Source organism: Pseudomonas sp. Root562 (assembly GCF_001427125.1).
In the GTDB taxonomy this organism is placed as follows: domain Bacteria; phylum Pseudomonadota; class Gammaproteobacteria; order Pseudomonadales; family Pseudomonadaceae; genus Aquipseudomonas.
In genome coordinates this window covers 38126-61356 of sequence record NZ_LMGK01000022.1, presented here as the reverse complement: position 1 = coordinate 61356, position 23231 = coordinate 38126, and the positions used below count along the sequence as shown (strand labels likewise).

The window sequence follows — 23231 nt, the reverse complement described above, 5'->3', positions numbered from 1 at the left end:
TGACGCTCCGCGTCACTGGACGCAGAGCGTCCCTAGAGACATTCCCACGCGGAGCATGGGAACGATCAGCCGTTGATCTCCACAGGTTTCAAGAGCCGGTTTTATGCCTGCCACCACCGCTCGATCACCCGCAAGCCATCCAGTTCGCCATACGGCGCTGTCTGCCCGCCGTGCGCGACACGGTTGGATCGCGCTGCCACGGAACTGGCAAACAACGGCACAATCGCCCCGCCCTCATCGCGGCACAGGCCCTGCATTTCGTTGTACATCTCGCGGCGCAGCGGTTCGTTCATCTCGCCACGGGCGGCATTCAGCAGTTGATTGAATCGCGGGTTGTCCCAGTGGGTTTCGTTCCACGCTGCGCCTTTGGCGTAACCGATGCTGAACATGCGGTCGGCGGTCAGGCTGCTGTACCAGAACGAGGTGGTAAACGGCTGCTTCATCCACACGTTGGTGAAAAAGCCGTCGGCCGGTTCACGCACCACATCGATGTCGATCCCGGCTGCACGGGCCTGCTCCTTGAACAACACGGATGCGTCGACAGCGCCGGTATACGCCGCGTCGGAGGCTTGCAGGCGCACCTTGAGCGAATCCAGGCCGGCCTTTTTCAGATAGAAGCGCGACTTCTCCGGATCGTAGGTGCGCTGCTCCAGTGCGGTGTTGATGAAGCGGCTACCGGGCTGGATCGGATGGTCGTTGCCGACCAGGCCGTAGCCGTACAGCACCGAGGCCAACAAGGTTTCGCGGTTGATCGCATGCTTCATTGCCAGGCGCACGTCATTGTTCTGAAACACCTGGCTGTCGGTGAGCATCGGGAAGGTGTAGTGCTGCGCGCCTTTGGTTTCCTCGATCACCAGGTTCGGGTTGCGCTTGAGCAATGCCACGGTTTTCAAGTCGACCTTGTTGATCACGTCGACTTGCCCGGTGACCAGTGCGTTGATTCGCGCCGCGCCATCGCCAATTGCAATCAGCTCGGCGCCGGCGAAGTGTGCCCGCCCTGCCTTCCAGTAATCCGGGCTGCGTTCCAGGGTCATGCGCACGCCCGGTTCGAAATCCTTCAAACGATAACCGCCGGTACCGACACCAGCCTGCCAGTCCGGCACACCGTCCTTGCTCGGCATGATCACCAGATGGTAATCGGCAACCACGTAGGTGAAATCGGCGTTGCCTGATTTGAGTTCGAACACCACGCTGTCGCTGCCGTTGGCACTGACCTTGGCCACATCGCCCAGCACGGTTTTGGCCGCCGAGCTGGATTTTTCCCCGAGGTGATGCTGGATCGAGGCGACCACATCGTCGGCGGTCAGGGTCTTGCCATTGTGGAAGGTCACGCCCTGGCGCAATTTGAACGTCCAGACCCGTGCGTCCGGGCTCGAGGTCCAGCTTTCGGCCAGTTCGGGGATCGCCGTGCCGTCGACGGCAATCTCGGTCAGGGTGTTATAGATCGCCGAGAACCCGACGAAGGTGAAGGTATCGACCCAGGAGCCGGGGTCTTTCGAATCGGTGGTGCTGCCACCGGCCAGGCCCAGGCGCAATACACCACCGGGTTTCGGCGTCGCCTGCGCCGCCATGGCGCCAAACGGCAGGCCCATGGAGAACGCCCCGGCTACGGCAGCCGCCGCGGCGCTGTACCTCAAGAAGTCGCGACGCGGGAAGCTGAATTCATGGTTCGCTTGAGTAATCTTGTTTTTGTTATCGCTCATTGGATTGCCCCTGATCAAAAGCTAACGGAATACCCATTCAAAACAACGCAAAACACCGGACCAAGGCCCGGTGCGTACAACGTTTGAATCGCCAACGGTCACACCTGGATCGCCTTCACTTCGACAAATTCGTTCAGTCCTTCTTCCCCCCACTCCCGACCATTGCCCGATTGTTTGTAACCGCCGAACGGCGCCTGATAGTTGAACGCCGCGCCGTTGAGGAAGCATTGGCCCGCACGCATTTGCCGCCCCAGATGCAAGGCACGCTCGGCGCTGCCGGCCCACACGCCACTGGACAGGCCGAACGGCGAGTCGTTGGCGATCTGGATGGCTTGCGCTTCATCGGCATAGGGAATCAGGCACAGCACCGGGCCGAAGATTTCTTCCTGGGCGATGCGCATGCGGTTGTCGACATCGGCGAACAGCGTCGGGCTGACGTAGAAACCCCGTTCAAATGCTGACGGCGTATCACCACCGCACAACAGCCGCGCACCTTCCTGTTGCCCGACCTTGATGTAATCGAGCACGGTGCGACGTTGCCCCGCCGAACACATCGGCCCGAGAAAACTGTACGGGTCGAGCGGATCGCCCATTTTCAGGCTCAGGGTTTCGGCCAGCGCAAGCTCCAGCGCTTCGGCGTAGCGACTGGCTGGCAGCAGCATGCGGGTCAGAGCCGTGCAGGTTTGACCGGAGTTGATCATCACGTCCTGCACGCCATAACGAACCGCTGCGGCCAGGTCGGCGTCTTCGGCGATCAGCAGCGGCGACTTGCCACCCAACTCCAGACACACCCGTTTCACTGAAGGCGCTGCCGCCTGTGCCACACGAACGCCTGCGCCGGTAGAACCGGTGAACGACACCATGTCGACATCCGGGTGCTTGGCCAGTGCTTCACCAACCTTCGAACCCGGCCCGCTGACCAGATTGAACACCCCGGCCGGCAGGCCAATGGCTTCGATCATTTGCGCCAGCAAAAACGCGTGCAGCGGCGTTTCCTGACTCGGCTTGACCACCACCGTGCAGCCAGCAGCCAGTGCCGGGGCCAGCTTGCCGATCAGTTGATGCAGCGGATAATTCCATGGATTGATAAAGGCGCAGACACCGACCGCCTCGCGAATCACCAGCGAGTTGCCGACTTCGCGCACTTCGTCCATCAAGTGCGTCAGCTCGATGTACTGCTCAAGGCCGATGATCGGCCCGTCCACTTGCACCGAGCGGCACCATTGCACCGGCATGCCCAGTTCGGCGGTGATGACCGCGGCCATTTCGTCGGCGCGGTTGCGCAGTTGTTCGGCCAAGGCACGGAGGTATCCGGTGCGAACGCTGGCAGGTGTACGCGACCATGACGCGAAGGCTTTGCGCGCCGCGGCCACAGCGTTGTCGACATCGCGCTCATCGCCCAACGGCACGCTGCCGGCGACTTCCTCGGTGGCCGGGTTAATGACCTCGGCCACGCCTTGCCCCGAAGGTGTTTGCCAGCGGCCATCGATAAACAATGTCTTGTGGTTATGCATCAACCTGGGCCTCCATCAGTTCCTGGGCACAACGGGCGATGCGCTGACAGGCATCGCGCAACGGTTCGGCGCCGACCACCAGGCCGAGACGAATATGCCCGGCCGCGCTCGGGCCGAAAGCTTCACCGGCCAGCACCGAAACGCCGTGGCGATCCAGCAAGCGATCGGCAAATGCCTGGGCACTGAGCCCGGTTTCGCGGATATCCACCATCACGAACATTCCGCCATCGGGCTTCAACGCCCGTACGCCGGGGCATCTGCCGAGGATGTCGCACACCAGGTCGCGGCGCTGGCGATAGGCCTCGCGCATGGCGTGCAGCTCCGGCAAGTCACTGTCGAGCGCGATCACCGCGGCGTCTTGAATGAAGTCCGGCGAACCGTAGAGCATGCACAGCGCCAGGTTTTCCAGGTGCGCGGCCAGTGACGGTGGCGCCACCACCCAGCCGACGCGCCAGCCGGTCATGGCGTGGGATTTCGACAGGCTGTTGAGGGTCGCGGTGCGCTCGGCCATGCCCGGCAGGCTCGCCGGGCTGACGTGCTCGCCTTCGAACAGCAGTTCGCTGTAGACCTCATCGGAAATCAGCCACAGGTCATGGCCGATGCACAGCTCGGCCAGCGCTTGCCAGGTGCTGCGCGGCAAGCTTGCGCCCGACGGGTTGTGCGGGCTGTTGAGCGCCAACGCACGGGTACGCGGGGTGATGCGTGCGGCAACGTCTTCGGGCAACACGCGAAAGCCGTTCTCCGAGCGCACCGGCACGGGCACTACCACGGCGCCACAGGCACCGAACACTGCCTCGTACGTGACATACATCGGCTCGGCGACGATCACTTCATCGCCTGGGTTCAGTACGCATTGGGCAACGGCGAACAGCGCACACTGCGCACCGGCCAGCACCGTGACCTGATCGGCAGAAACGCGTTGCCCGCTACGTTGCTGATGGCGCCTGGCGATGGCTTCACGCAGGGCACGCTTGCCGCGCACCTCGGCGTAGTGAGTGTTGCCGTTGAGCAAACTGTCGATGGCGCCCTGCACGATGGGCTGCGGCGTGTCGAAATCCGGGTCGCCCACGGACAGCAGCAGGATGTCTTCACCCTGCTCGCGCAGTGCCAAAGCGCGGTAATGAATATCCCAGGCGGCAGCGCCGTCCCCGGCGATACGTTGAGTCAGATCGGAAAAGCGCATGGCTTCATATCCTTCAAATACAGATCAATGGGCGCAGGCATGCTTGAGTTCGATCAAGGTCACGCCGTTGCGCTTGAAGCCGTGGCGCAGGTCGGTTTGCAGCTCCGCCAGGCTTTGCGGCTGGGTCACGGTGCAACCGAATGCACGTGCGAGCGCGGCGAAGTCCGGGTTGCGCGGCAGCACGCCAATCGGCTCGATATCGAGGCCGAGCATGTCGTCGCGGATCTGCCCCAATGCATCGTTATTCCAGAGCAACACCACCAGTGGGCTGTCCAGTTCCTCGACAGCGGTGGCCAGTTCCTGAGCGGTGTAGAGGAAACCGCCATCGCCCACCAGCACCAGACCGGGGCGCTGCGGTGCGCCAAACTTGGCGCCAATGCCGGCCGGCAGGCCGTAACCCAACGTCCCGTAACCGGTCGGGTGCAACCAGCTGCGAATGGCAAGACTGTCGAAGGCGTAGTTGCCGGTGTAGGCCAGTTGGGTCATGTCGGTGCTGACGAACGCGTTTTCCGGCAGCTCTGCAGCAATGCGCGCCAGAATCGATTGGTGAATCTGTTGCAGCGGACCATGGCTGGCCTTGACCGCTTCGCGTAGCGCGGCAACCGAGGCAATCGCTGCGCTGGCGTCACGTACGCTGGATGGCAGGCGCTCGAGCAAACCGCTGAGGGTTTGTTGCGCATCGCCATGCAAAGCCACCGCGCACGGGTAGAAGTCGTTGAACTTGCGCGGGTCGATGTCCACGCGCAGCAATTGAGCGTTGAGCGGCAGGCGTTCGCGCCAGAAATCGGTGTCGGCCATTTCGGTGCCGACCGCCAGCACCACGTCGGCTTCGGCAATCAGCTTCCAGCCGGGTTCTACGCACAGGGACGAGCCGGCGTTCAACGCTGCGTTCGGTGGCAACAGGCCTTTGCCGGCGACGCTGGTGAACAACGGCGCCGCCAGTCGTGTGCTGATCTCCAGCAGTTGCTCGGTAGCATTCAAGGCACCGCCACCGGCGATGATCATCGGCCGTTTTGCGCCGATGAGCCTGGCTGCTGCGTCATCAAGGGCGGTGGCACAAGCCGGGCCGCGGGTCGGACGCCGCACCACGTCATTGCTCCAGTCGCGGGTAATCGGCGCCGACAACACGTCCAGCGGCACCGAAATGTGTACCGGACGCGGGCGCTCGCTGTCGAACACCGCATAGGCCCGGGCGATCAGTTCCGGCAGGTCTTCGGCGGTCAGTGCCACGGCGGAGAACGCAGTGATCGGCGCGGTCATCGCCCGTTGGTCCTGGCATTCGTGCAGGCTGCCCCACCCCTTGCCGAGACTGGCGCTGTGGTTGACGCTGGAAATCACCAGCATCGGAATCGAGTCGGCGTAAGCCTGGCCGATGCCGGTGGCGGCGTTGGTCACGCCGGGGCCGGTGATGACGAAGCACACGCCGGGCTTGCCGCTGACCCGGGCATAACCGTCGGCCATGAAACTGGCGCCCTGTTCGTGACGGGTCAAGACGTGGCGAATGCCGCTGCCCGGCAGGCCGCGATACAGCTCCAGGGTGTGAACGCCGGGAATGCCGAATACGGTATCGACGCCGTAATTGGCCAGCAGACGCACCAGCGCCTGGCCGCCGGTCAAGGTTTTGCTTTGCATGTTCATGTCCTCACTCGTGGCCGAGGCGAATCAACGCATCGACTGCGGTCGTGCCATCGGCACCGACCAACAATGGGTTCACATCGAGTTCCAGCAACTGCGAGGCGTTTTCGCAGGCGTAATCGGCGACCGCGCGAATCGCTGCCACCAACGCCTCCAGATCCGCCGCTTCACGGCCACGGAAACCTTGCAGCAACGGTGCGCTGCGCAGGCTGAGCACGGCATGGCGGATGGCGCCGTCGGTGGTTGGCAGCAACAGGCTGCGACTGTCCTTGAGCAATTCCACCAGAATGCCGCCCGCGCCAATCACCAGCGCCAGACCAAAGTCGTTTTCGCGCTTGATGCCGACAATCAACTCGGCCAACGGCGGTTTGGCCATGGGCTCCAGCAGCAGTTGATCGAACGGTACGCCCGGTGCATACGCGGCAATGTTCGAACGCATTTTTTCCAGAGCCGCGCTTAATGCGACGCCATCCTTGAGGTTCAGCGCCACGGCGCCGGCTTCAGTCTTGTGCGGCAACTGTGCGCTGACGGCTTTGAGTACCAGCGGATAGCCCAATGCTTCGGCGTCTTTCAACGCATTGGCCGGTGAGCTGAGAACACCGTTGGGTGTCGGCAGGCCGAAGACTCTTAACGCTTGTTTGGAATCCCATTCATTGAGCAATTCGCCTTCGCCTGTCAGCGCTTGCGGGCACAGCGGCACCAACGCCGATTCACCCAGCTCCAGCAAAGCCCGGCGATTGCGCTGGTAACCGGCAATGCGCCCCCACGCCGCGAGGCCATCCTCGACACCTTGCAACGCCGCCACGCCCTGGGCATGCAGACGAATGCGGGCGTGGGCCGGCAGTAACTCAGGGAACGCCGAAGTGACAAAACCGGTCTTGCCATGCCGTACCAGCGCCTTGCAGAACAGGTCCAGCAGCAGGTCGCATTCCTTGCGCTCGCCAGTGAACTCGGCCGGATAATCGAGCACCAGCATCGCCGCATCGGCTTCAGTACGCAGGGCACTGTCGAGCATGCGGTTCAAGGCTTCGCCGTCGCCCCAGATCGCCGTGGTGAAATCCAGCGGATTGACCAGGTTGGCGTAACTCGGCAGCACTTGGGCCAGTTCACCGACCTGGCCGTCATCGAGCTTTGGCAAGCCCAGATCGTTGCGTTCGGCGTAGTCGGCAATCAGCCCCGCATCACCGCCGGAGCACGCCAGCGCGATCACGCTGTTTCCCGCCGGCAAGTTGCCGCAGGCCGCGGCTTTCAGGGTTTCGACGAAACTCACCGGGCCACTGACGCGAATAACCCCAAGGCGATCGAACAGCGCGTCATACAGCGCATCGGAGCCGGACAGCGAACTGGTGTGACTCAGGGCCAGTTCGGCGCCGATCTGCGACACGCCGGTTTTCAAAGCGATGATCGGGATGCCCTTCTCCAGCGCCTTGTGCGCGGCGCGGGCGAAACCCGGGACGTTTTTCAGGCCTTCGAGGTGCAGGCCGATAGCAGTGACCCGCGGCTCGTCGAGTAACACGTCCATCAACTCAGCGACGCCCAGTTGCGCCTGATTGCCAACCGAAGCCATGTAGGCCACTGGCAGCGAGCGGTCGCTCATCGACAGGTTGTAAGCGAAGTTGCCGCTTTGGGTCAGCACCGCCACGCCCTTCTCCACCGCTTTGCCGCCGTGGGCCACCGGCCAGAGTGCGCAGCTGTGCAGATAGTCGAGCAGGCCGTAGCAGTTGGGGCCGAGCAAGGCCATGTCACCGGCGGCTTCGAGCAGTTGTTGTTGCAGCGCCTGGCCTTCGGCACCGGTTTCGGCAAAACCCGAGGCATAGCAAATCGCGCCGCCCGCACCGATGGCGGCGAGTTCAGCGATACAGGTCAGGGTCAAGTCGCGGTTGGTGGCGATGAATACCGCGTCAGGGCCGCAGGGCAAGTCAGCAATACTGCGTACGCAGGGCACGCCTTCAAGGCTGTCGTTCTGCGGATTGACCAGCCACATCTGCCCTTGGTAGCCACCTTCGGCGCAGCGCTTGAGGGCACGCGCCATACTGCGCCCGCCCACGAACGCCACATGCTGTGGCGCGAGCATGCGTTTGAGGTTGTCACGAATGGTTTGCGACATGGAAATTCTCCGGGCGGATCAGCGCAACAGTGGCCGCAGCAGTTCGCGGGAAATGATGTGGCGCTGGATTTCCGAAGTGCCTTCCCAGATCCGCTCGATCCGCGCGTTGCGCCAAATGCGCTCCACCGGACTCTCGTCCATCAGGCCCATGCCGCCAAAGATCTGCACCGCCTCGTCAGCCGCACGTCCGAGCACCTCGCTGGCGAACAATTTGGCCATGCCGGCCTCGCCATCGGTCATGGTGCCCTGGTCCATTTTCCACGCGGTGTGCAGGGTCAGCAGTTCGGCAGCGCGAATCTGCGTGGCCATGTCGGCCAACTTGAACGACACGCCCTGATAGGTGCCGATCGGCTGGCCGAATTGCTTGCGATCCGCCGCCCATTGCAACGAAACATCGAGTGCGCGCTGGGCCTGGCCGACACAGTTGGCCGCCACCATTACCCGCCCGGCAGTCAGCCAGGCGTTGGCCACTTCCCATCCCTTGCCGACTTCGCCCAGCACTTTGCTGGCAGGAACGCGGCAATCGTCGAAGAACATTTCGAAAGTGTGGTAACCACGGTTACTCACACATTTCGGTCCACGGCGAATGGTCATGCCCGGTGTGTTGCGGTCGACCAGGAACGAGGTCACGGCGTTACGCTTTTTACCGTTGTGTTCGTAGGTGTCGGTCACGGCGAACACGATGGCGAAATCGGCATGCCCGGCATGGCTAATGAAGTGTTTGCTGCCATTGAGGATGAAGTCATCGCCCTCGCGCACGGCGCGGGTCTTGATCGCATTGGCGTCGGAGCCGGCACCCGGCTCAGTGAGGGCGAAGCAATCGATTTTCTCGCCCTGGATGCACGGCAGCAGGTAATCGTTGATCTGCTCGCCGGTGCAAGCCATGAGGATTTTCGACGGTCGCGCAACGAACACATGCAGCGCCCAGGAGACTTTCGACAGTTCCCGCTCGATCAGCGCCTGGGACAGGTAATCAAGACCGCCACCGCCGACCTCTTCCGGCATGTTGAAAGCGTAGAAACCGGCCGCAATCGCCTTGCCGCGAATCAGTGCCGCCAGTTCCGGCGAAACTTCGTCGGCACGGTCGACTTCGGTCTCATAGGGCAGCAGCTCCTTCTCGACGAAGCTGCGTACCGAGTCCACCAACATTTCTTGTTCTTGGGTCAGTTGGAAATTCATGCTGCTACCTGTTGTTCGTGTGCTGATAAAGGGGTGCGAGGCTTAGCGGCCGATGAAGCGTGGCGGACGTTTTTCCATGGCGGCGCGCAAGGCTTCGCCACCGTCTTCGCTGCGACCGCAGAGCAGTCCGGCGGCGAGTTCGGCTTGCAGTTGTTCGGGCAGGCTGCGCTCGGCACCTTCACGGATGAGTTTTTTGGTCTGGGCGAAAGCGAATGTCGGCCCGGCCGCCAGCCGCGCGGCCAGCTCGCTGGCAACGGTCAGCAGTTGATCGTCGGCGCAGACTTCGCCGACCAGCCCGGCTGCAAGAGCACGGTCAGCGCCCCACAATTCGTCTAGGAACAGCAGGCGTTTGGCTTGTTCGCTGCCAATCAGGCGTGGCAAATGCCAACTGGCGCCGGCATCCGGCGAGTAGGCCATGCTGGTGTAGCCGGCCTTGAACCGCGCGGACTGCCCGGCAATGCGCAGATCGCAGCACAGGGTCAAATCCATCCCGGCGCCGACGGCGGTGCCGTTAATGGCGGCAATCGTCGGTTTTGCCAGGCTGTGCAGACGCGTCATCAAGGCGTGGGCAGTTTCGGTCCAGCCGTAGGTTTCCAATGCGCCACGGGCTTCGGCGTCGGCCCACTCATCGAGGTCGGCGCCAGCACAGAAACTGCGACCGCTGCCAGTCAACACAACCACGCGCACCGCTGGATCGGTGTTGAAGCGATCGAGCAACGCCTGCAGGTTTTTCAGGGTCGGGATGTCCAGCGCGTTGCGCTGTGCGCTGCGATTGAGCGTGATCCAGGCAACGCCTGCTTCGACCTGGCTGAGCAGCGAATCATGAGTAGTCATGCGAATCCTCGAATTATTTTGATGAGTCTGAGGTGATGCGACTTGAAGCCATACTAAACGAGTGTTCAGCAAGGCGGCAATTGTTGGTGGAATGAGCTGTAACAAGCTCTATGAATCTCTAAAGCATTGGTTTTGTTGAATTTTTTCTGATGGCGCGAGCGCAAGCCGGTGGCGCTGTTACAACTTCGAACAACTCGCTACGGCCTCCCCAAAACCAATGTGGGAGCAAGCCTGCTGGCGATAGCGTCATCACATTCAACATCTCTGTTGACTGATGCTCCGCTATCGCCAGCAGGCTGGCTCCCACAGGGGATGTACGGATTGAAGGGATTACACCGTGGGCAAGCTCGGCGCCAACACGCCCTGGCGCTTGCGGTGAATCAGGAAGTACGCGCCGTAGCACAGCGCAATGAAACCAAAGCCCCAGTACAGCGATGGCCGTTGGGTTTCATCCAATGCGAGGAACACGAACAGCGAGCAGCACAGCGTGATGCACATCAGTGGCAGTACCGGGAACCACGGTGCGCGATATTTCAGATCGCTGAGTTTGCCGCCTTCGCGCAGGTAGGCCTTGCGGAATTTGTATTGCGCCAGCGCGATGACAATCCAGGTCACAGTGCCCGACATCCCGCTCACTGCCATCAACACCATGAACAAGGTGTCAGCCGCGATGAAGCTGGTCATCAGCGACACCAAAGCGAAACACAAGGTGATACTCAAGGCACGCAGCGGCACCCCGCGTTTGCTCAGTGGCGACAGGCTCTTGGGCGCCATTCCGGTTTTCGACATCGCCCACAGGATGCGCGTCGAGGCATACAGGCCAGAGTTGCCCACCGACAGGATCGCGGTGAGGATCACGAAGTTCATCAGGTCGGCGGCGTAAGGAATGCCGACCATGTCGAACACCTGCACGAACGGACTTTCCATCAGCCCCGCTTGCTGCCACGGCACGATGGCGGACAGCACGATGATCGCCAGCACATAGAAAATCAGCACGCGGAACACCACGTTGCGCACCGCACGCGGGATGCTTTTTTCCGGCTGATCGGTTTCGCCGGCGGCCACGCCCATGATTTCGCAACCCTGGAAGGCGTAGACCACGGTCATCATCACCGCGAACACTGCCGACAAGCCGTTAGGGAACAGCGAATCGCCAATCAGGTTGCTCGCCATCGGCGCCGGAGCACCGCTGCTCAGCGGCATCACCCCGAAGATTACCAGCACGCCAACCACGATAAAACCGAGAATCGCCGCCACCTTGATCCCCGAAAACCAATACTCGGCTTCACCGAACGCCCGGGTCGCCAGCGCGTTGATACCGAAAAGCACCACCACGAACAGCGCCGACCAGTACCAGATCGGCACGTCCGGAAACCAGCGTGTCATCAGCATCCCGGCGGCCGTGAATTCAAGGCCGACGGTGGTCGCCCAGCTCATCCAGTACACCCAACCGATCATGAACCCGGTCGCCGGGCCGATGTATTTGGTGGCGTGGGTCTGGAACGATCCCGATACCGGCATCTGCACCGACAGTTCCCCCAGGCAGACCATCACCAGGTACATCAGGAAACCGGCCACCAGATACGCCAGTATCGCCCCTACCGGGCCACCCTGATTGATGGTCACGCCGGAGCCCATGAACAGCCCGGTGCCGATCACCCCGCCCAGGGACAGCATGAAGATGTGCCGGCTTTTCAGGGCGCGGGTCAGGTGAATGCCTTTGCGATCAGAATTTTCGTTCATGTCAGCACCCCAAGTCAGTGAGGTGCGCAGTGCATGACAGGACGTCAGGGCACGGGGAGAAATCAGCTTTACGGCCATTCATTATTATTATCTCCAATAAGCTTCGAAGACCGCGCTGCGGCGGTTGCGTCGATTATTGGAAAGCCATGTAAGGTCGCGTTGAACGTAAAGATCGAAGTTGTGCAAAGTCGTAACAAACTTGTACGTCAGCTCTGCAACAGCGGTTCCAGCGTGTCCAGCGCCCGTTGGCATTGCCCGTCGATCTGCGGTGCCAGCAGGCGCACGGCCGCCTCATCGTTGATTCGTGCGGCGTCTTCCAGCGCACGCAAGGCATTGGCCAACGCACGAAACCCCAACGAATCGCAGCTTCCCGCCAGGCGATGAGCCAGGTGCGCGACTTCGGTCCCGTCTTCGGCGCCAATGGCTTCGCGCAACGCCTCACGATGCTGCAGGATCGATTCGCGCAGTACTGCCAGCAGCCCCTGCACTTTCTGTTCGCCCAGCAAGTCGCGATGGGTTTGCAGCAGCGGCCAGTCCATCGCGCTGTCTTCGTGCATCGGTGGCGGAGTCGATCGTTGTTCCCTCAGGGCTTTGCGCAGATTGTCCAGTTTCAACGGTTTGGCGAGCACCCCGTCCATGCCGGCATCGAGATAGCCGCGCACCAGTGCCGGTTGCACACTGGCGGTCAGGGCAAAAATACGTGCGGTGCGGTTCGGTCCGTCGAGGCTGCGCAGGCTTTTGCACAGTTCCACACCGCTCATGCCCGGCAGATGCACGTCCAACAGAATCAGGTCGAATGCCTGCGCAGCACATTGGCGCAGCGCCTGTTCGCCCTCTTCGGCCAGCCAGACCCGATGGCCGTCGCGCTCCAGCAGACCCGAAACCACTTCCCGATTGAGCGCCACGTCCTCCACTACCAGAACCTTCAACGCCGGCCCCGGCACGTCCACCGGCACTGGACTCGTCACGCCAACAGCAGGTTGCAGCGTCAGTTCAAACCAGAAACAACTGCCCCGCGCGACTTCACTGGTGACACCGATGCTCCCGCCCATCTGCTCCACCAGGTGTTTGCAGATCGCCAGTCCCAACCCGGTGCCGCCGAAACGCTGCGCCACTTCATCGCTGGCCTGGGTGAAACGCTCGAAGATCTTTGCCTGCATCGGCGGCGCGATGCCGATGCCGTTGTCGGTGACACTCACCCGCAAGCGATCTGCGCGAGTGCCTTCAGGCTGCGCGAGCAACGCCACATCGACACTGACCTCGCCGTTCTCGGTGAACTTGATCGCGTTGGCCAACAGATTGCTCAAGACCTGGCGCAAGAACTGTTCGGCGCCGTAATAACGCTCGGCTACCCGCTGATCTATTCGACACTGCAGCACCGTGTCATTGGCCAAGGCCTTCGGCTCCAGCAAAGTCAGCACTTCATCGAGCAATTGCCGAACCGAGAAATCCACCGGCTCCGGCAGGCTCGCGCCCTCCTCCAGTTTGGCGAAGAACAGCACTTCGTTAAGGATGGTCAGCAAACCTTCGCCGGCCTTGTGCAGTGCATCGAGCCGTTTGCCGTCGCGCTCGTCCAGCCGGGCATCGCGCAGCAACTCAGCCATGCCGAGAATGCCGTTGAGCGGCGTGCGCAACTCATGGCTCATGGTCGCCAGGAACCGTGACTTGGCAAGGTTGGCCGCTTCGGCTTCGTCCTTGGCGCGCATCAGGCTGGCGGTACGCCGCTCGACCATTTTCAACAATTCGTCGCGGTTGTCCTGCAAGGCCAGTCGATCGGATTCGCGGCGTTCGATGTCGCTGAGGATTGCCCGGCGCATGTCGTCAAGGGCGTGGGCGACTGTGTCGATTTCATCTTCGTTGGCGCTACGGCTCTTGCCCAGGCGCAGGGGTTCCTGCCACTGGCCGGCGGCAATGCGCCGGGCAAATTCGGCCATGACCTGCAAGTGGCGGGTCACCAGGCGATAAAACAGGCCGGACAACGCCACCGCCAGGCCACACAGGAAGGCGCCCATCCACAACAGGCTGGTCAAGCCGCTGGCATACAGGCGCTGATACACCGCCCCCAGATCGGTGCTGACTTCCAGCTCACCCAGTTGGCGCAACGGGCCGGACGGTGGTTGATAGTCCAGTACAAAACGCTCGATACGCAGCGGCCCGATCGGACGCGGGTTGCCCTGCACCAGATCGAAATCGTTGCTGATCAGATGCACCCGTGCCACGTCGGAAAAGTCCACCAGCCCGCGCAATTGCACGTTCAACTGTTCCTGGTTCAGATCCCACAGGCTGCGCTCCAGGCTTGCCAGGTACCCGGCGCGGATCAGCTCCATGCGCGAATCGATCTCGCGCATCTCGCGCCGGTACTCGATATACAGCTGTACGCTACTGGCAAGCACGGTAAAGCACAGGCTGAACAACAGAATGAACAGCAGCAGACGCCGCAATAAACCACCGGATCTGCCGCGGATCATGGGATGTTCGCCGGCAGATTGATCATGTCGCGGTAGGTGACTTCACTTTCATTGAGCAGGCGCTCGATGTCACCGGCATCGACCATGCGCTGCAGCTGCGCATCGATGTCCGGCATCCGCGCGGCCAGCGGTGAGCGGCGGGATACAGCGACCCGCAGATAGTCGACGCTCAGGGCGGTGGGCAACGCGACGATGTCTTGCGCGCCGGCCAGGCTTTCGACGTACAACTGGCCGGTGCGGCGTTCCTGGGTGATGAAATCAATGCGCCCGCGAATCAGCTTGCCGAAATTCTGGCGGCTATCGGAGACCCATTCGATGTTGTTGTTTTGCGCGACCATGCGATCGAACTCCACGCCGTAGCTTTCGCCGAACAACAGCCCGCCCCGGTAATGCGCCAGGTCTTGCAGGTGTTCGAACTGCACCGGGTGCTGCCGGTTGACGAACAGCGCGACTTCTTCGCGCAGCACCGGGACAGTAGAAAACAGCATGCTTTGCTCGCGCTGCGCGGTGCTGTACGCCAGGACCACATCGACCCGGCCTTCGGCGGCATCGAGCAGGCAACGCTTCCAATTGCCCAGCACCACCACTTCAACCTCGTAGCCCAGTTGGCCGAACAGTTTTTTCACCACGCTCGGCGCCAACCCACGGACGTGCTTGCCATCGCTCCAGGAAATCGGCGGATACACCGGGTAATCGCAATAGCGCACCGTCTGCGCCGCGGACGTACTGCCCGCCACCAGCGCCAATATCAGGCAGAGCAGCCTGATTGCAGCCATCACGCCGCCAGGCTGGCGGTGAATAGATAACCGGCGCCGTGAATGGTGATGATCAACTGCGGTTCCGCCGGATCGTCGTGCAACTTGCGGCGCAAACGCCCCACCAGCACGTCGATGGAACGGTCATTGGGCACCCATTCGCGGTTGCGGATCTGGTCCATCAACTGGTCGCGACTGAGCGTGTGACCGCTGTTGCGCAGGAACACGCTCAGCAACTGATACTCGCCGTGGGTCAGCAGGGTTTCACTGCCGGACGCATCGATCAGTCGGCGGCGGTCGGTGTCCAGCGCCCAATCGGCGAACTGTTTGACCGGTTTGGACACAGCGGCGACCGGTGGCGGCGTCTGCGCGTGGCGGACCCGACGAATCAGGTTTTTCGCCCGAGATACCAGCTCACGTGGGTTGAGCGGTTTGATCACGTAGTCATCGGCGCCGCATTCGAGGCCAACGATGCGGTCGATTTCATCGTTGCGCCCGGTGATCAGGATGATGCCCACTTCCGAACGCACCCGCAGCTCGCGGGTCAGGGTCAGGCCGTCCTTGCCCGGCAGGCGAATATCAAGCATGACCAGGTCGACGCTTTGGCTGGCCAGAAAGGTTTCGGCCAGTTCCGCCGTGGCGGCGCTATGCACCTCATAGCCCTCCTGGGAAAGGTAGGCATGCAACAGTTCGCGAATCAGCGGATCGTCATCGACGACCAGTACCCGAGGAGTCATTGCTGGTGTCCTGCTTGTTTCTTATTAGAAGGGTGTTGCATCAGCGCCAGAGAGTAGCCACTGCTGAACGGGTGATCAACAGCTACTCGTCTGTATGCAGAAACGCTGGCGGCCACCGGCTTGCAAACCGTCGACCCAGGCTTCGCAAATCTGAATGCCTTGCTCCGGGGTAAAGGTGCCAGGGTTGAGGCCGGACTCCAGCCACAAGCCATCGAGCAATGCGCTGAGACTGATCGCCGCGAGATCGGCGTCAAAGTTTTCCCAGTTTTCTTCTTGTGCCAGTTCCATCAGCACCTTGCGCAGGATGCCGCGATACTCGCCGTAGGAGTGATCGTGGGCCTTGTTGATCGCCTCGGCGGTTTTCACCGCACCCCAGAATGCCAGCCAGGCGTCGATCAGTTGCGGGTCGAGCAGTTCGGCGGAGAACGACCCACGGAAAAACGCCGACAGACGTTCGCGGGCATTGGGCGCCGCTTGCTCCATGGCGTCACGCAACAGGGTCATGACCCGGCCGGTGATCGCCATGTAGGCCTCGGCCACCAGTTCGTCCTTGCCGGAATAGTGATGGCTGATCAAGCCCACCGACACACCGGCCTCGGCGGAAATCTTGCGGATCGAGGCGCCCTGAAAGCCGTGGCGCTTGAGGCACGTCAACGTGGCCTCGATCAGGTTGGCCTTGCGCAACTCCGGTTCCATGCGGGAAAAACGGGCTTCCTGATTCATCGGCAACACGCTCCTGGATTCAATCATGGGGACTCGCGATTGGCCCGCGAGTTGAACGACTGTACAGCAAGAACAGGAAAAACCTCCAGTCAGTTACCAGCCTGAAAGACTTCGGAGCATGACCGGGCCCCATCGCTGGCAAGCCAGCTCCCACAGGGTTAGTGGGTGTACGCAAAATCTGTGCACACCTGAAAACATTGTGGGCGAACGCAAAATCTGTGCACACCTGAAAACATTGTGGGAGCTGGCTTGCCAGCGATGAGGCCCGCCTCAACAACCGAGAATCCAGATCAGTCCCGATAACCCGGCGCCACCCGCTCCAGCAACCGCAACATCGCCGCCCAGGCCAGTTGCATCGCATCCGGATCGCTCAGTTCGCCCTCTTCCAACGGTCGCCCCGGATCATTGAACTGGCGCTCGGTGTGCGCGCAGACCTCGGCGGATGGAAGTACCAGCTCACCGGCGGCCTGAGCAGCCAACTGAATCTCACAGGCCTTTTCCAGGTAATACATGCGCAAAAACGCCTGGCTGACGGTTTCACCAACGGTCAGCAAACCATGGTTACGCAGCATCAACACCGGCTTGTCGCCAAGGTCCTGCACCAAGCGCTGTTGCTCGCTCATGTCCAGCGCCACGCCTTCATATTCGTGATAAGCAACGCGGCCATAGAACTCCATGGAAATCTGGTTCACCGGCAACAAACCACACTTGAGTGCCGCCACCGCGCAGCCGGACCGGGTGTGGGTGTGCAATACGCATTGCGCATCTTCGCGGGCACCGTGAATCGCGCTGTGAATCACGAAACCGGCCGGGTTTACCGGGTACGGCGACGATTCGACGGCTCGGCCATCCAGACCGATCTTCACCAGATTCGACGCCGTGATCTCATCGAACATCAGCCCGTAGGGGTTGATCAGAAAATGATGGTCCGGCCCCGGAATGCGCACCGAGATGTGGGTGAAGATCAGGTCAGTCATGCGAAAGTGCGCGATCAGGCGATAACACGCGGCCAGTTCCTCGCGCAGTCGCTGTTCGATGGCGCTGCGCCCCGGGGCGGCAGTCAGATGGCTCGCGATCTCAATCATTTTTATGGTTCTCCAGGTTGATCGGCTGGGGCAGACAGTAAGGCTGGACGTGTTGAACGTCCAGTCGCTTTCCGTTCACCCAAGTAAAGAAATAGATTGATTTTTTACTACAGGTAAATTTCTATAGAAAAAAACAACATCAACTGACAATTTTGTAGGAGCGAGCCGCTCGCGATGGACGTCAACGATGACACCGTGAACCGGATACCCCGCGGCGTGTTTGAATCCATCGCGAGCAGGCTCGCTCCTACAAAGTCAGCCTGCCTGGAGTAGCCCGCACCATGCCGACACCTGCTTTCGCGCACCTGTTCGAACCCTTGCAGATCCGTGGCAAGCGCCTGAAAAACCGCATCATGTCCAGCGGTCATGACACGTCGATGCCCACCGACAATCTGGTCAACGAGCAACTGATCGCCTATCACCGGGCGCGTGCCGAAGGCGGTGTCGGGTTGATCGTGCTGCAAGTGGCCGGCGTGCATGACAGCGCGCGGTATACCTCCCATGTGCTGATGGCCACCGACGATGCCTGTATCGAGGGTTATCGCAAACTCGCGCAAACCTGCCACGCCCACGGCACCGTGGTGTTGTCCCAGGTGTTCCATCCGGGCCGGGAAATCATGGAGTCCAGCGACGGCTTGCTGGCGGTGGCCTACTCGGCCTCGGCGGTGCCCAACGAGCGCTTCCGGGTGATGCCACGAGCTCTGGACCAGGCGATGATCGACGAGATTGTCACCGGCTATGCCGCCGCCGCCCGCCGCTTGCATCAGGCCGGCATCGATGGCGTGGAAGTGGTCGCCAGCCACGGTTACCTGCCGGCGCAATTCATCAATCCCCGGGTCAACCGCCGAACCGATGGCTACAACGGCGAACTCGAACAGCGCCTGCGTTTTCTTCGCGAAGTCATCGCTGCGATACGCGCCGCCACTGACGAGCAGTTCATCATCGGCCTGCGCATCTCTGCCGATGAGCGCGATCCCGAAGGGCTGACCGAAGACGAATCCCTGGCCGCCGTGCAGTCGCTGCAAACTCAGCTCGATTACGTGCACATCGTCGCCGGCACCTCGGCGTCGCTGGGCGGTGCCGTGCACATCGTGCCGCCGATGGCGATCGAGGCGGCTTACCTGGCCAGGGAAGCCGGGACGTTCAAGGCCAGTCTGGCTATTCCGCTATTCGTCACCGGACGCATCAACCAGCCCCAGGAGGCCGAGCTGATTCTGGCTCGGGGCCAGGCCGATGTCTGCGGCATGACCCGGGCGTTGATTTGCGACCCGCAGATGCCCAACAAAACCGATGCTGGCCGCGCCGAAGACGTGCGCGCGTGCATCGCCTGCAATCAGGCGTGTATCGGCCACTTCCACAAGGGCTTGCCGATCTCCTGCATCCAGCACCCGGAAACCGGTCGTGAGCTGGTTTTTGGCGAACGGCAAACAGCTAAAACACGCAAACGGATCATGATCGCCGGTGGTGGTCCGGCCGGGATGAAAGCGGCCGCCGTCGCCGCACAACGTGGGCATGAAGTGACGCTGTACGAAGCCAGTCCGCAACTCGGTGGCCAGGTATTGCTCGCGCAATTGCTGCCACGGCGCAGCGAGTTCGGTGGGGCCAGCACCAACCTCCAACGGGAGATGGAATTGGCCGGTGTGCGCGTGGTGCGTAATACCCGCGTCAACCGCGCCTTGGTGGAGCAGGAAAAACCGGACATGGTGATCATCGCCACCGGCGCCGAACCTTATTGGCCCATGTTCGAACGCGGTGGCGAATTGCAGGTGGTGGACGCCTGGCAAGTGCTGCGCGAAGAGGTGCAGATTGGCCGCTCGGTAGTGGTGGTCGACTGGCGCTGCGACTGGATCGGCCCCGGCATCGCCGAGCGCCTGACCCGCGCCGGGCATCAGGTGCAACTGGCGGTCAACGGCACCCATTGCGGGGAAAACCTGCCGTTGTATGTCCGCGATCAACTGGCCGGTGAATTGCACAAACTGGGCATCCCGATCATTCCGTACGCCCGGTTGTACGGTTGTGATGACAACACCGTGTATCTGCAACACACCGCCAGTGGTGAGCCGATGCTGCTGGAAAATATCGACACGCTGGTACTGTGCCAGGGCCATCAACCGGTCGACACGCTGGGGGCCGAACTGCAAGGTTTGGTGGAGTTTCGCCGTATCGGCGACTGCCTCGCGCCGCGCACGGCTGAAGAAGCGATTTATGAAGGTCTGAAAGTCGCGTGGGAGCTTTAAGCCTGTTTATACTCCGGGCCATCAACGGCTAACACCGACCCTGTAGGAGCGAGCCTGCTCGCGATAGCGTCACTGCATTCAACACTAAGTTGGCTGAGCCACCGCTATCGCGAGCAGGCTCGCTCCTACAGGGGTTTGCGCCACTCCTTCCGGTTCGGATTTGACCATGAGCAACAGCAACACCACACAGCCCGCAACCGGCGCCGCAGAGCCGCACTTTCTCGGCACGCGAATTCGCGGCCTGCGCAAACGTCGGGGCATGACCTTGGCAGAGTTGGCGCAACAGAGCGAACTGACCGCCGGCTACATCAGCCAGCTGGAACGCAACCTGGCCTATCCGTCGATCCCGGCGCTGTTCAATATTGCCCGCAGCCTCGGCGTGACCATCCAGTGGTTCTTCGCCAGTGAAGCCAATACCGCCCCCGAAGATGACGGCATCGTGGTGCGCAAGAACAGCCGACTGAGCGTGCATTACGAGGATGGCATCGTCGACCAGTTGCTCACGTCGCAACCCAATCAACAGCTGGAAATGCTCCACTCGCGTTTTCCGCCCGGCACCTACAGCCAGCAAAGCTACAGCCACGAAGGCGAGGAAGCCGGGTATGTGCTGTCGGGGCGCTTCGAGTTGTGGGTTGGCGAGCGCCATTTCCAGCTCTGTGAAGGCGACAGCTTCAGCTTTTCCAGCCGGGAACCGCACCGCTACGGCAACCCTGGTGAAGTCGATGCGGTAGTGATCTGGGTGATTACCCCGCCGACGTTTTAACGCCGGCCACGACCAATGGGTTGAGTGGCACTTGCCCGCTTGAGCGTGTCGCTCGGCAACTCCTTGAACAGTGCACGGTAGCTGCTGGAAAACCGCCCCAAATGCCAGAACGACCAATGCATGGCCACTTCGGCCACGGTGGTTTGCGTCGGCGTGCGGCTGAGCAATTCACGGCGGGCACTGTTCAGGCGCCGCAGTCGCAGCCACTGGGTTGGCGCCATGCCCGTATAGGCCTTGAACGCATGCTGCAACTGGCGCAGAGAAACGTCGGCAACCCGGGACAGCTCCAGCAGGTTGAGGTGTTCTTCCGGGGTGTCCGCCGCCCATTCCCCTACCCGCTTCATGATCGCCCGCTCTCCGGCCCGGCGCTGCAACGCGCCTTGATCGAGACAGACGCAGGCGTTGTCGAGAATAAACAGACAGTCATCCAGCAATTGCTGAGTCAGCGCTTCCCGGGTCGGCGGATCGAACGTCTGCGACAGCCGCGTCAGCGTGCTGCTCAGCCAACGGCAGAACAACGCGTTCTGCTGTGAGTTGAGCGGCGCCATGAACAACCCTTCGAGCCGGGCGACATCGAGGCGATTGCGTTGCACGAACTCCGGACCGAACACCACGGCGATTTCCTGGTAGTTCTCCGGGGTGATCCAGATGTTGCGGCTTTCACCATTCAACACGTACAGCGCGTTGTCACTGCGATCGAAACAGAACGCCAGCGCCCCCTGCGGTGCACTGAAATTCTGCTCGACCCGGGTGTTCATGTGCTCTTCGTAGATCTCCACGCCCTGTAAATCCAGATAGCGCACCAGACCGGCGAAATGCCCCGGTGACATCTGTTGGTAATGCTGAGTCCAGCCCGGCGTGACACGGATTTGCTCGGCCACATCGACGGTGCTGAACGCTTGAACCTGGAGTGAATTGCCGTTTGTCATGGGTGACCTTGCGCACTCTTTTGGTGCGCTTTGTGCTGCTTAAAGTGGATAGATGGAACCGCGAGGCTCGCCCAAGATAGACGTCAACGCGCTACAGGGGAAGTGTCCGGCGGATGAAACCGGCCTCTCCTGGCGTTAATAAAACCAATAACGAGGTCTTTATGAATGTCCCTTTCGATCAGCTGTTCACTTGGCTGAAAGATCACAAGATTACCGAAGTCGAGTGCGTCGTCAGCGACCTGACCGGCATTGCACGCGGCAAAATTGCACCCACCAACAAGTTCCTGCATGAGCGAGGCATGCGCCTGCCGGAAAGTGTGCTTTTGCAAACGGTAACCGGGGACTTTGTCGACGACGACATCTACTACGACCTGCTCGACCCCGCCGACATCGACATGGTCTGCAAGCCGGACGCCGATGCAGTCTACGTGGTGCCATGGGCCATCGAGCCTACCGCGATCGTGATCCACGACACCTTCGACAAGTTCGGCAACCCGATCGAACTGTCGCCGCGCAACGTACTGAAGAAAGTCTTGCAGCTGTACACCGACAAAGGCTGGCGGCCGATTGTCGCACCGGAAATGGAGTTCTACCTGACCCAGCGCTGTGAAGACCCGGATTTGCCGCTCAAGGCACCGATGGGCCGTTCGGGTCGTGCTGAAAGCGGTCGTCAGTCGTTCTCCATTGATGCCGCCAACGAGTTCGACCCGCTGTTCGAAGACGTCTATGACTGGTGCGAATTGCAGGGCCTGGACCTCGATACGCTGATCCACGAAGACGGCCCGGCGCAGATGGAAATCAACTTCCGCCATGGCAATGCGCTGGACCTGGCCGACCAGATCACCGTGTTCAAGCGCACCATGCGTGAAGCGGCGCTCAAGCACAACGTGGCGGCGACCTTCATGGCCAAACCGGTCGGCGACGAGCCGGGCAGCGCCATGCACATTCACCAGAGCGTGGTGGATATCGCCACCGGCAAGCCGATCTTTGCCGACGCCGATGGCAACATGAGCGAGCTGTTCCTGCACCACATCGGCGGCTTGCAGAAATACATCCCGAAAGTGCTGCCGATGTTTGCGCCGAACGTCAACTCGTTCCGCCGCTTCCTGCCGGATACCTCGGCGCCAGTGAACGTCGAATGGGGCGAAGAAAACCGCACCGTCGGCCTGCGTGTACCGACCTCCAGCCCGGACGCCATGCGCGTGGAAAACCGCTTGCCGGGCGCCGATGCCAACCCGTACCTGGCCATCGCGGCCAGCTTGTTGTGCGGTTACCTGGGCATGGTCGAGCGCGTCGAGCCGAGCGCCGCCGTCCAGGGTCGGGCTTATGAACGCCGTAACCTGCGTTTGCCGATCACCATCGAAGACGCCCTGACCAAAATGGAAGAGTGCGAAACCATCGGCCGTTACCTGGGCGACAAGTTCGTGCGCGGATACGTCGCGGTCAAACGCGCCGAGCACGAGAACTTCAAACGGGTGATCAGTTCGTGGGAGCGTGAGTTCCTGATGCTCAGCGTCTGACCAGTTCTCATGATCGTTGATCGTTCCCACGCTCTGCGTGGGAACACAGCCCGGGACGCTCCGCGTCCCTGCAACAGCCGAACGCGGAGCGTCCGTGGAGACATTCCCACGCGGAG

Annotated in this window: 17 protein-coding genes; 3 read left to right on the top strand and 14 right to left on the bottom strand. The window is 61.5% G+C overall.

What is annotated here, in order from left to right; genetic code table 11:
* Window positions 1-101: 101 nt before the first annotated feature.
* From ASD60_RS18070 to ASD60_RS18010, 13 genes are all read right to left on the bottom strand, one after another.
* Window positions 102-1703 (bottom strand): ABC transporter substrate-binding protein, encoded by a 1602-nt coding sequence (locus ASD60_RS18070; RefSeq protein ID WP_056855311.1) that lies wholly within the window; start codon window positions 1701-1703, stop codon window positions 102-104.
* 98 nt (window positions 1704-1801) lie between these two features.
* Window positions 1802-3217, bottom strand: coding sequence for an aldehyde dehydrogenase family protein (locus ASD60_RS18065; RefSeq protein ID WP_056855310.1), 1416 nt, complete (start codon window positions 3215-3217; stop codon window positions 1802-1804).
* A complete protein-coding gene (locus ASD60_RS18060; protein WP_056855309.1) occupies window positions 3210-4400 on the bottom strand; it encodes a pyridoxal phosphate-dependent aminotransferase in 1191 nt (396 codons plus the stop codon). The genes ASD60_RS18065 and ASD60_RS18060 overlap by 8 nt, the downstream gene beginning before the upstream one ends.
* Before the next feature lie 24 nt (window positions 4401-4424).
* A complete protein-coding gene (locus ASD60_RS18055; RefSeq protein WP_056855585.1) occupies window positions 4425-6032 on the bottom strand; it encodes a 5-guanidino-2-oxopentanoate decarboxylase in 1608 nt (535 codons plus the stop codon).
* A gap of 10 nt (window positions 6033-6042) precedes the next feature.
* Window positions 6043-8142 carry an acetate--CoA ligase family protein gene (locus tag ASD60_RS18050; protein ID WP_056855308.1) on the bottom strand — a complete coding sequence of 700 codons (2100 nt, stop codon included), beginning with the start codon at window positions 8140-8142 and terminating at the stop codon, window positions 6043-6045.
* Between the two features lie 18 nt (window positions 8143-8160).
* Window positions 8161-9321 carry an acyl-CoA dehydrogenase family protein gene (locus ASD60_RS18045; RefSeq protein WP_056855307.1) on the bottom strand — a complete coding sequence of 387 codons (1161 nt, stop codon included), beginning with the start codon at window positions 9319-9321 and terminating at the stop codon, window positions 8161-8163.
* 42 nt (window positions 9322-9363) lie between these two features.
* Entirely contained in the window at window positions 9364-10155 is a 792-nt protein-coding gene (locus tag ASD60_RS18040) for an enoyl-CoA hydratase/isomerase family protein (RefSeq protein WP_056855306.1), read from the bottom strand.
* A gap of 330 nt (window positions 10156-10485) precedes the next feature.
* A complete protein-coding gene (locus ASD60_RS18035) occupies window positions 10486-11898 on the bottom strand; it encodes an amino acid permease (RefSeq protein WP_056855584.1) in 1413 nt (470 codons plus the stop codon).
* Between the two features lie 206 nt (window positions 11899-12104).
* On the bottom strand, window positions 12105-14366 hold the full coding sequence (locus tag ASD60_RS18030) for a hybrid sensor histidine kinase/response regulator (protein WP_056855305.1): 2262 nt from the start codon (window positions 14364-14366) through the stop codon (window positions 12105-12107).
* Window positions 14363-15142 (bottom strand): substrate-binding periplasmic protein, encoded by a 780-nt coding sequence (locus tag ASD60_RS18025; RefSeq protein WP_056855304.1) that lies wholly within the window; start codon window positions 15140-15142, stop codon window positions 14363-14365. The genes ASD60_RS18030 and ASD60_RS18025 overlap by 4 nt, the downstream gene beginning before the upstream one ends.
* Window positions 15142-15858, bottom strand: coding sequence for a response regulator (locus ASD60_RS18020; RefSeq protein ID WP_056855303.1), 717 nt, complete (start codon window positions 15856-15858; stop codon window positions 15142-15144). Before ASD60_RS18020 ends, ASD60_RS18025 begins: the two co-directional genes overlap by 1 nt.
* 75 nt (window positions 15859-15933) lie before the next feature.
* Window positions 15934-16581 carry a TetR family transcriptional regulator C-terminal domain-containing protein gene (locus tag ASD60_RS18015; RefSeq protein WP_056855302.1) on the bottom strand — a complete coding sequence of 216 codons (648 nt, stop codon included), beginning with the start codon at window positions 16579-16581 and terminating at the stop codon, window positions 15934-15936.
* 290 nt (window positions 16582-16871) lie between these two features.
* Window positions 16872-17666 carry a class II aldolase/adducin family protein gene (locus ASD60_RS18010; protein WP_056855301.1) on the bottom strand — a complete coding sequence of 265 codons (795 nt, stop codon included), beginning with the start codon at window positions 17664-17666 and terminating at the stop codon, window positions 16872-16874.
* 281 nt (window positions 17667-17947) lie between these two features.
* Here ASD60_RS18010 and ASD60_RS18005 point away from each other — a divergent pair, with 281 nt between their 5' ends.
* Window positions 17948-19903 carry an oxidoreductase gene (locus ASD60_RS18005; protein WP_056855300.1) on the top strand — a complete coding sequence of 652 codons (1956 nt, stop codon included), beginning with the start codon at window positions 17948-17950 and terminating at the stop codon, window positions 19901-19903.
* Between the two features lie 166 nt (window positions 19904-20069).
* A complete protein-coding gene (locus ASD60_RS18000) occupies window positions 20070-20666 on the top strand; it encodes a cupin domain-containing protein (protein WP_056855299.1) in 597 nt (198 codons plus the stop codon).
* On the opposite strand, the gene ASD60_RS17995 is transcribed toward ASD60_RS18000, so the two are convergent.
* A complete protein-coding gene (locus ASD60_RS17995) occupies window positions 20663-21595 on the bottom strand; it encodes a helix-turn-helix domain-containing protein (protein ID WP_056855298.1) in 933 nt (310 codons plus the stop codon). The genes ASD60_RS18000 and ASD60_RS17995 overlap by 4 nt on opposite strands.
* 161 nt (window positions 21596-21756) lie before the next feature.
* Between ASD60_RS17995 and ASD60_RS17990 the strand changes: the two genes are divergently transcribed.
* A complete protein-coding gene (locus tag ASD60_RS17990) occupies window positions 21757-23115 on the top strand; it encodes a glutamine synthetase family protein (RefSeq protein WP_056855297.1) in 1359 nt (452 codons plus the stop codon).
* Window positions 23116-23231 lie beyond the last annotated feature (116 nt).

Excerpts from the sequence above, each read along its gene's own strand:
- ASD60_RS18070 (WP_056855311.1), bottom strand. The coding sequence starts at position 1,703 with ATGAGCGATAACAAAAACAAGATTACTCAAGCGAACCATGAATTCAGC.
- ASD60_RS18060 (WP_056855309.1), bottom strand. The coding sequence starts at position 4,400 with ATGCGCTTTTCCGATCTGACTCAACGTATCGCCGGGGACGGCGCTGCC.
- ASD60_RS18015 (WP_056855302.1), bottom strand. The coding sequence starts at position 16,581 with ATGAATCAGGAAGCCCGTTTTTCCCGCATGGAACCGGAGTTGCGCAAG.
- ASD60_RS18055 (WP_056855585.1), bottom strand. The coding sequence starts at position 6,032 with ATGCAAAGCAAAACCTTGACCGGCGGCCAGGCGCTGGTGCGTCTGCTG.
- ASD60_RS18030 (WP_056855305.1), bottom strand. The coding sequence starts at position 14,366 with ATGATCCGCGGCAGATCCGGTGGTTTATTGCGGCGTCTGCTGCTGTTC.
- ASD60_RS18045 (WP_056855307.1), bottom strand. The coding sequence starts at position 9,321 with ATGAATTTCCAACTGACCCAAGAACAAGAAATGTTGGTGGACTCGGTA.
- ASD60_RS18050 (WP_056855308.1), bottom strand. The coding sequence starts at position 8,142 with ATGTCGCAAACCATTCGTGACAACCTCAAACGCATGCTCGCGCCACAG.
- ASD60_RS18040 (WP_056855306.1), bottom strand. The coding sequence starts at position 10,155 with ATGACTACTCATGATTCGCTGCTCAGCCAGGTCGAAGCAGGCGTTGCC.
- ASD60_RS18005 (WP_056855300.1), top strand. The coding sequence starts at position 17,948 with ATGCCGACACCTGCTTTCGCGCACCTGTTCGAACCCTTGCAGATCCGT.
- ASD60_RS18065 (WP_056855310.1), bottom strand. The coding sequence starts at position 3,217 with ATGCATAACCACAAGACATTGTTTATCGATGGCCGCTGGCAAACACCT.
- ASD60_RS18020 (WP_056855303.1), bottom strand. The coding sequence starts at position 15,858 with ATGACTCCTCGGGTACTGGTCGTCGATGACGATCCGCTGATTCGCGAA.
- ASD60_RS18035 (WP_056855584.1), bottom strand. The coding sequence starts at position 11,898 with ATGAACGAAAATTCTGATCGCAAAGGCATTCACCTGACCCGCGCCCTG.
- ASD60_RS18025 (WP_056855304.1), bottom strand. The coding sequence starts at position 15,142 with ATGGCTGCAATCAGGCTGCTCTGCCTGATATTGGCGCTGGTGGCGGGC.
- ASD60_RS17995 (WP_056855298.1), bottom strand. The coding sequence starts at position 21,595 with ATGACAAACGGCAATTCACTCCAGGTTCAAGCGTTCAGCACCGTCGAT.
- ASD60_RS18000 (WP_056855299.1), top strand. The coding sequence starts at position 20,070 with ATGAGCAACAGCAACACCACACAGCCCGCAACCGGCGCCGCAGAGCCG.
- ASD60_RS18010 (WP_056855301.1), bottom strand. The coding sequence starts at position 17,666 with ATGATTGAGATCGCGAGCCATCTGACTGCCGCCCCGGGGCGCAGCGCC.
- ASD60_RS17990 (WP_056855297.1), top strand. The coding sequence starts at position 21,757 with ATGAATGTCCCTTTCGATCAGCTGTTCACTTGGCTGAAAGATCACAAG.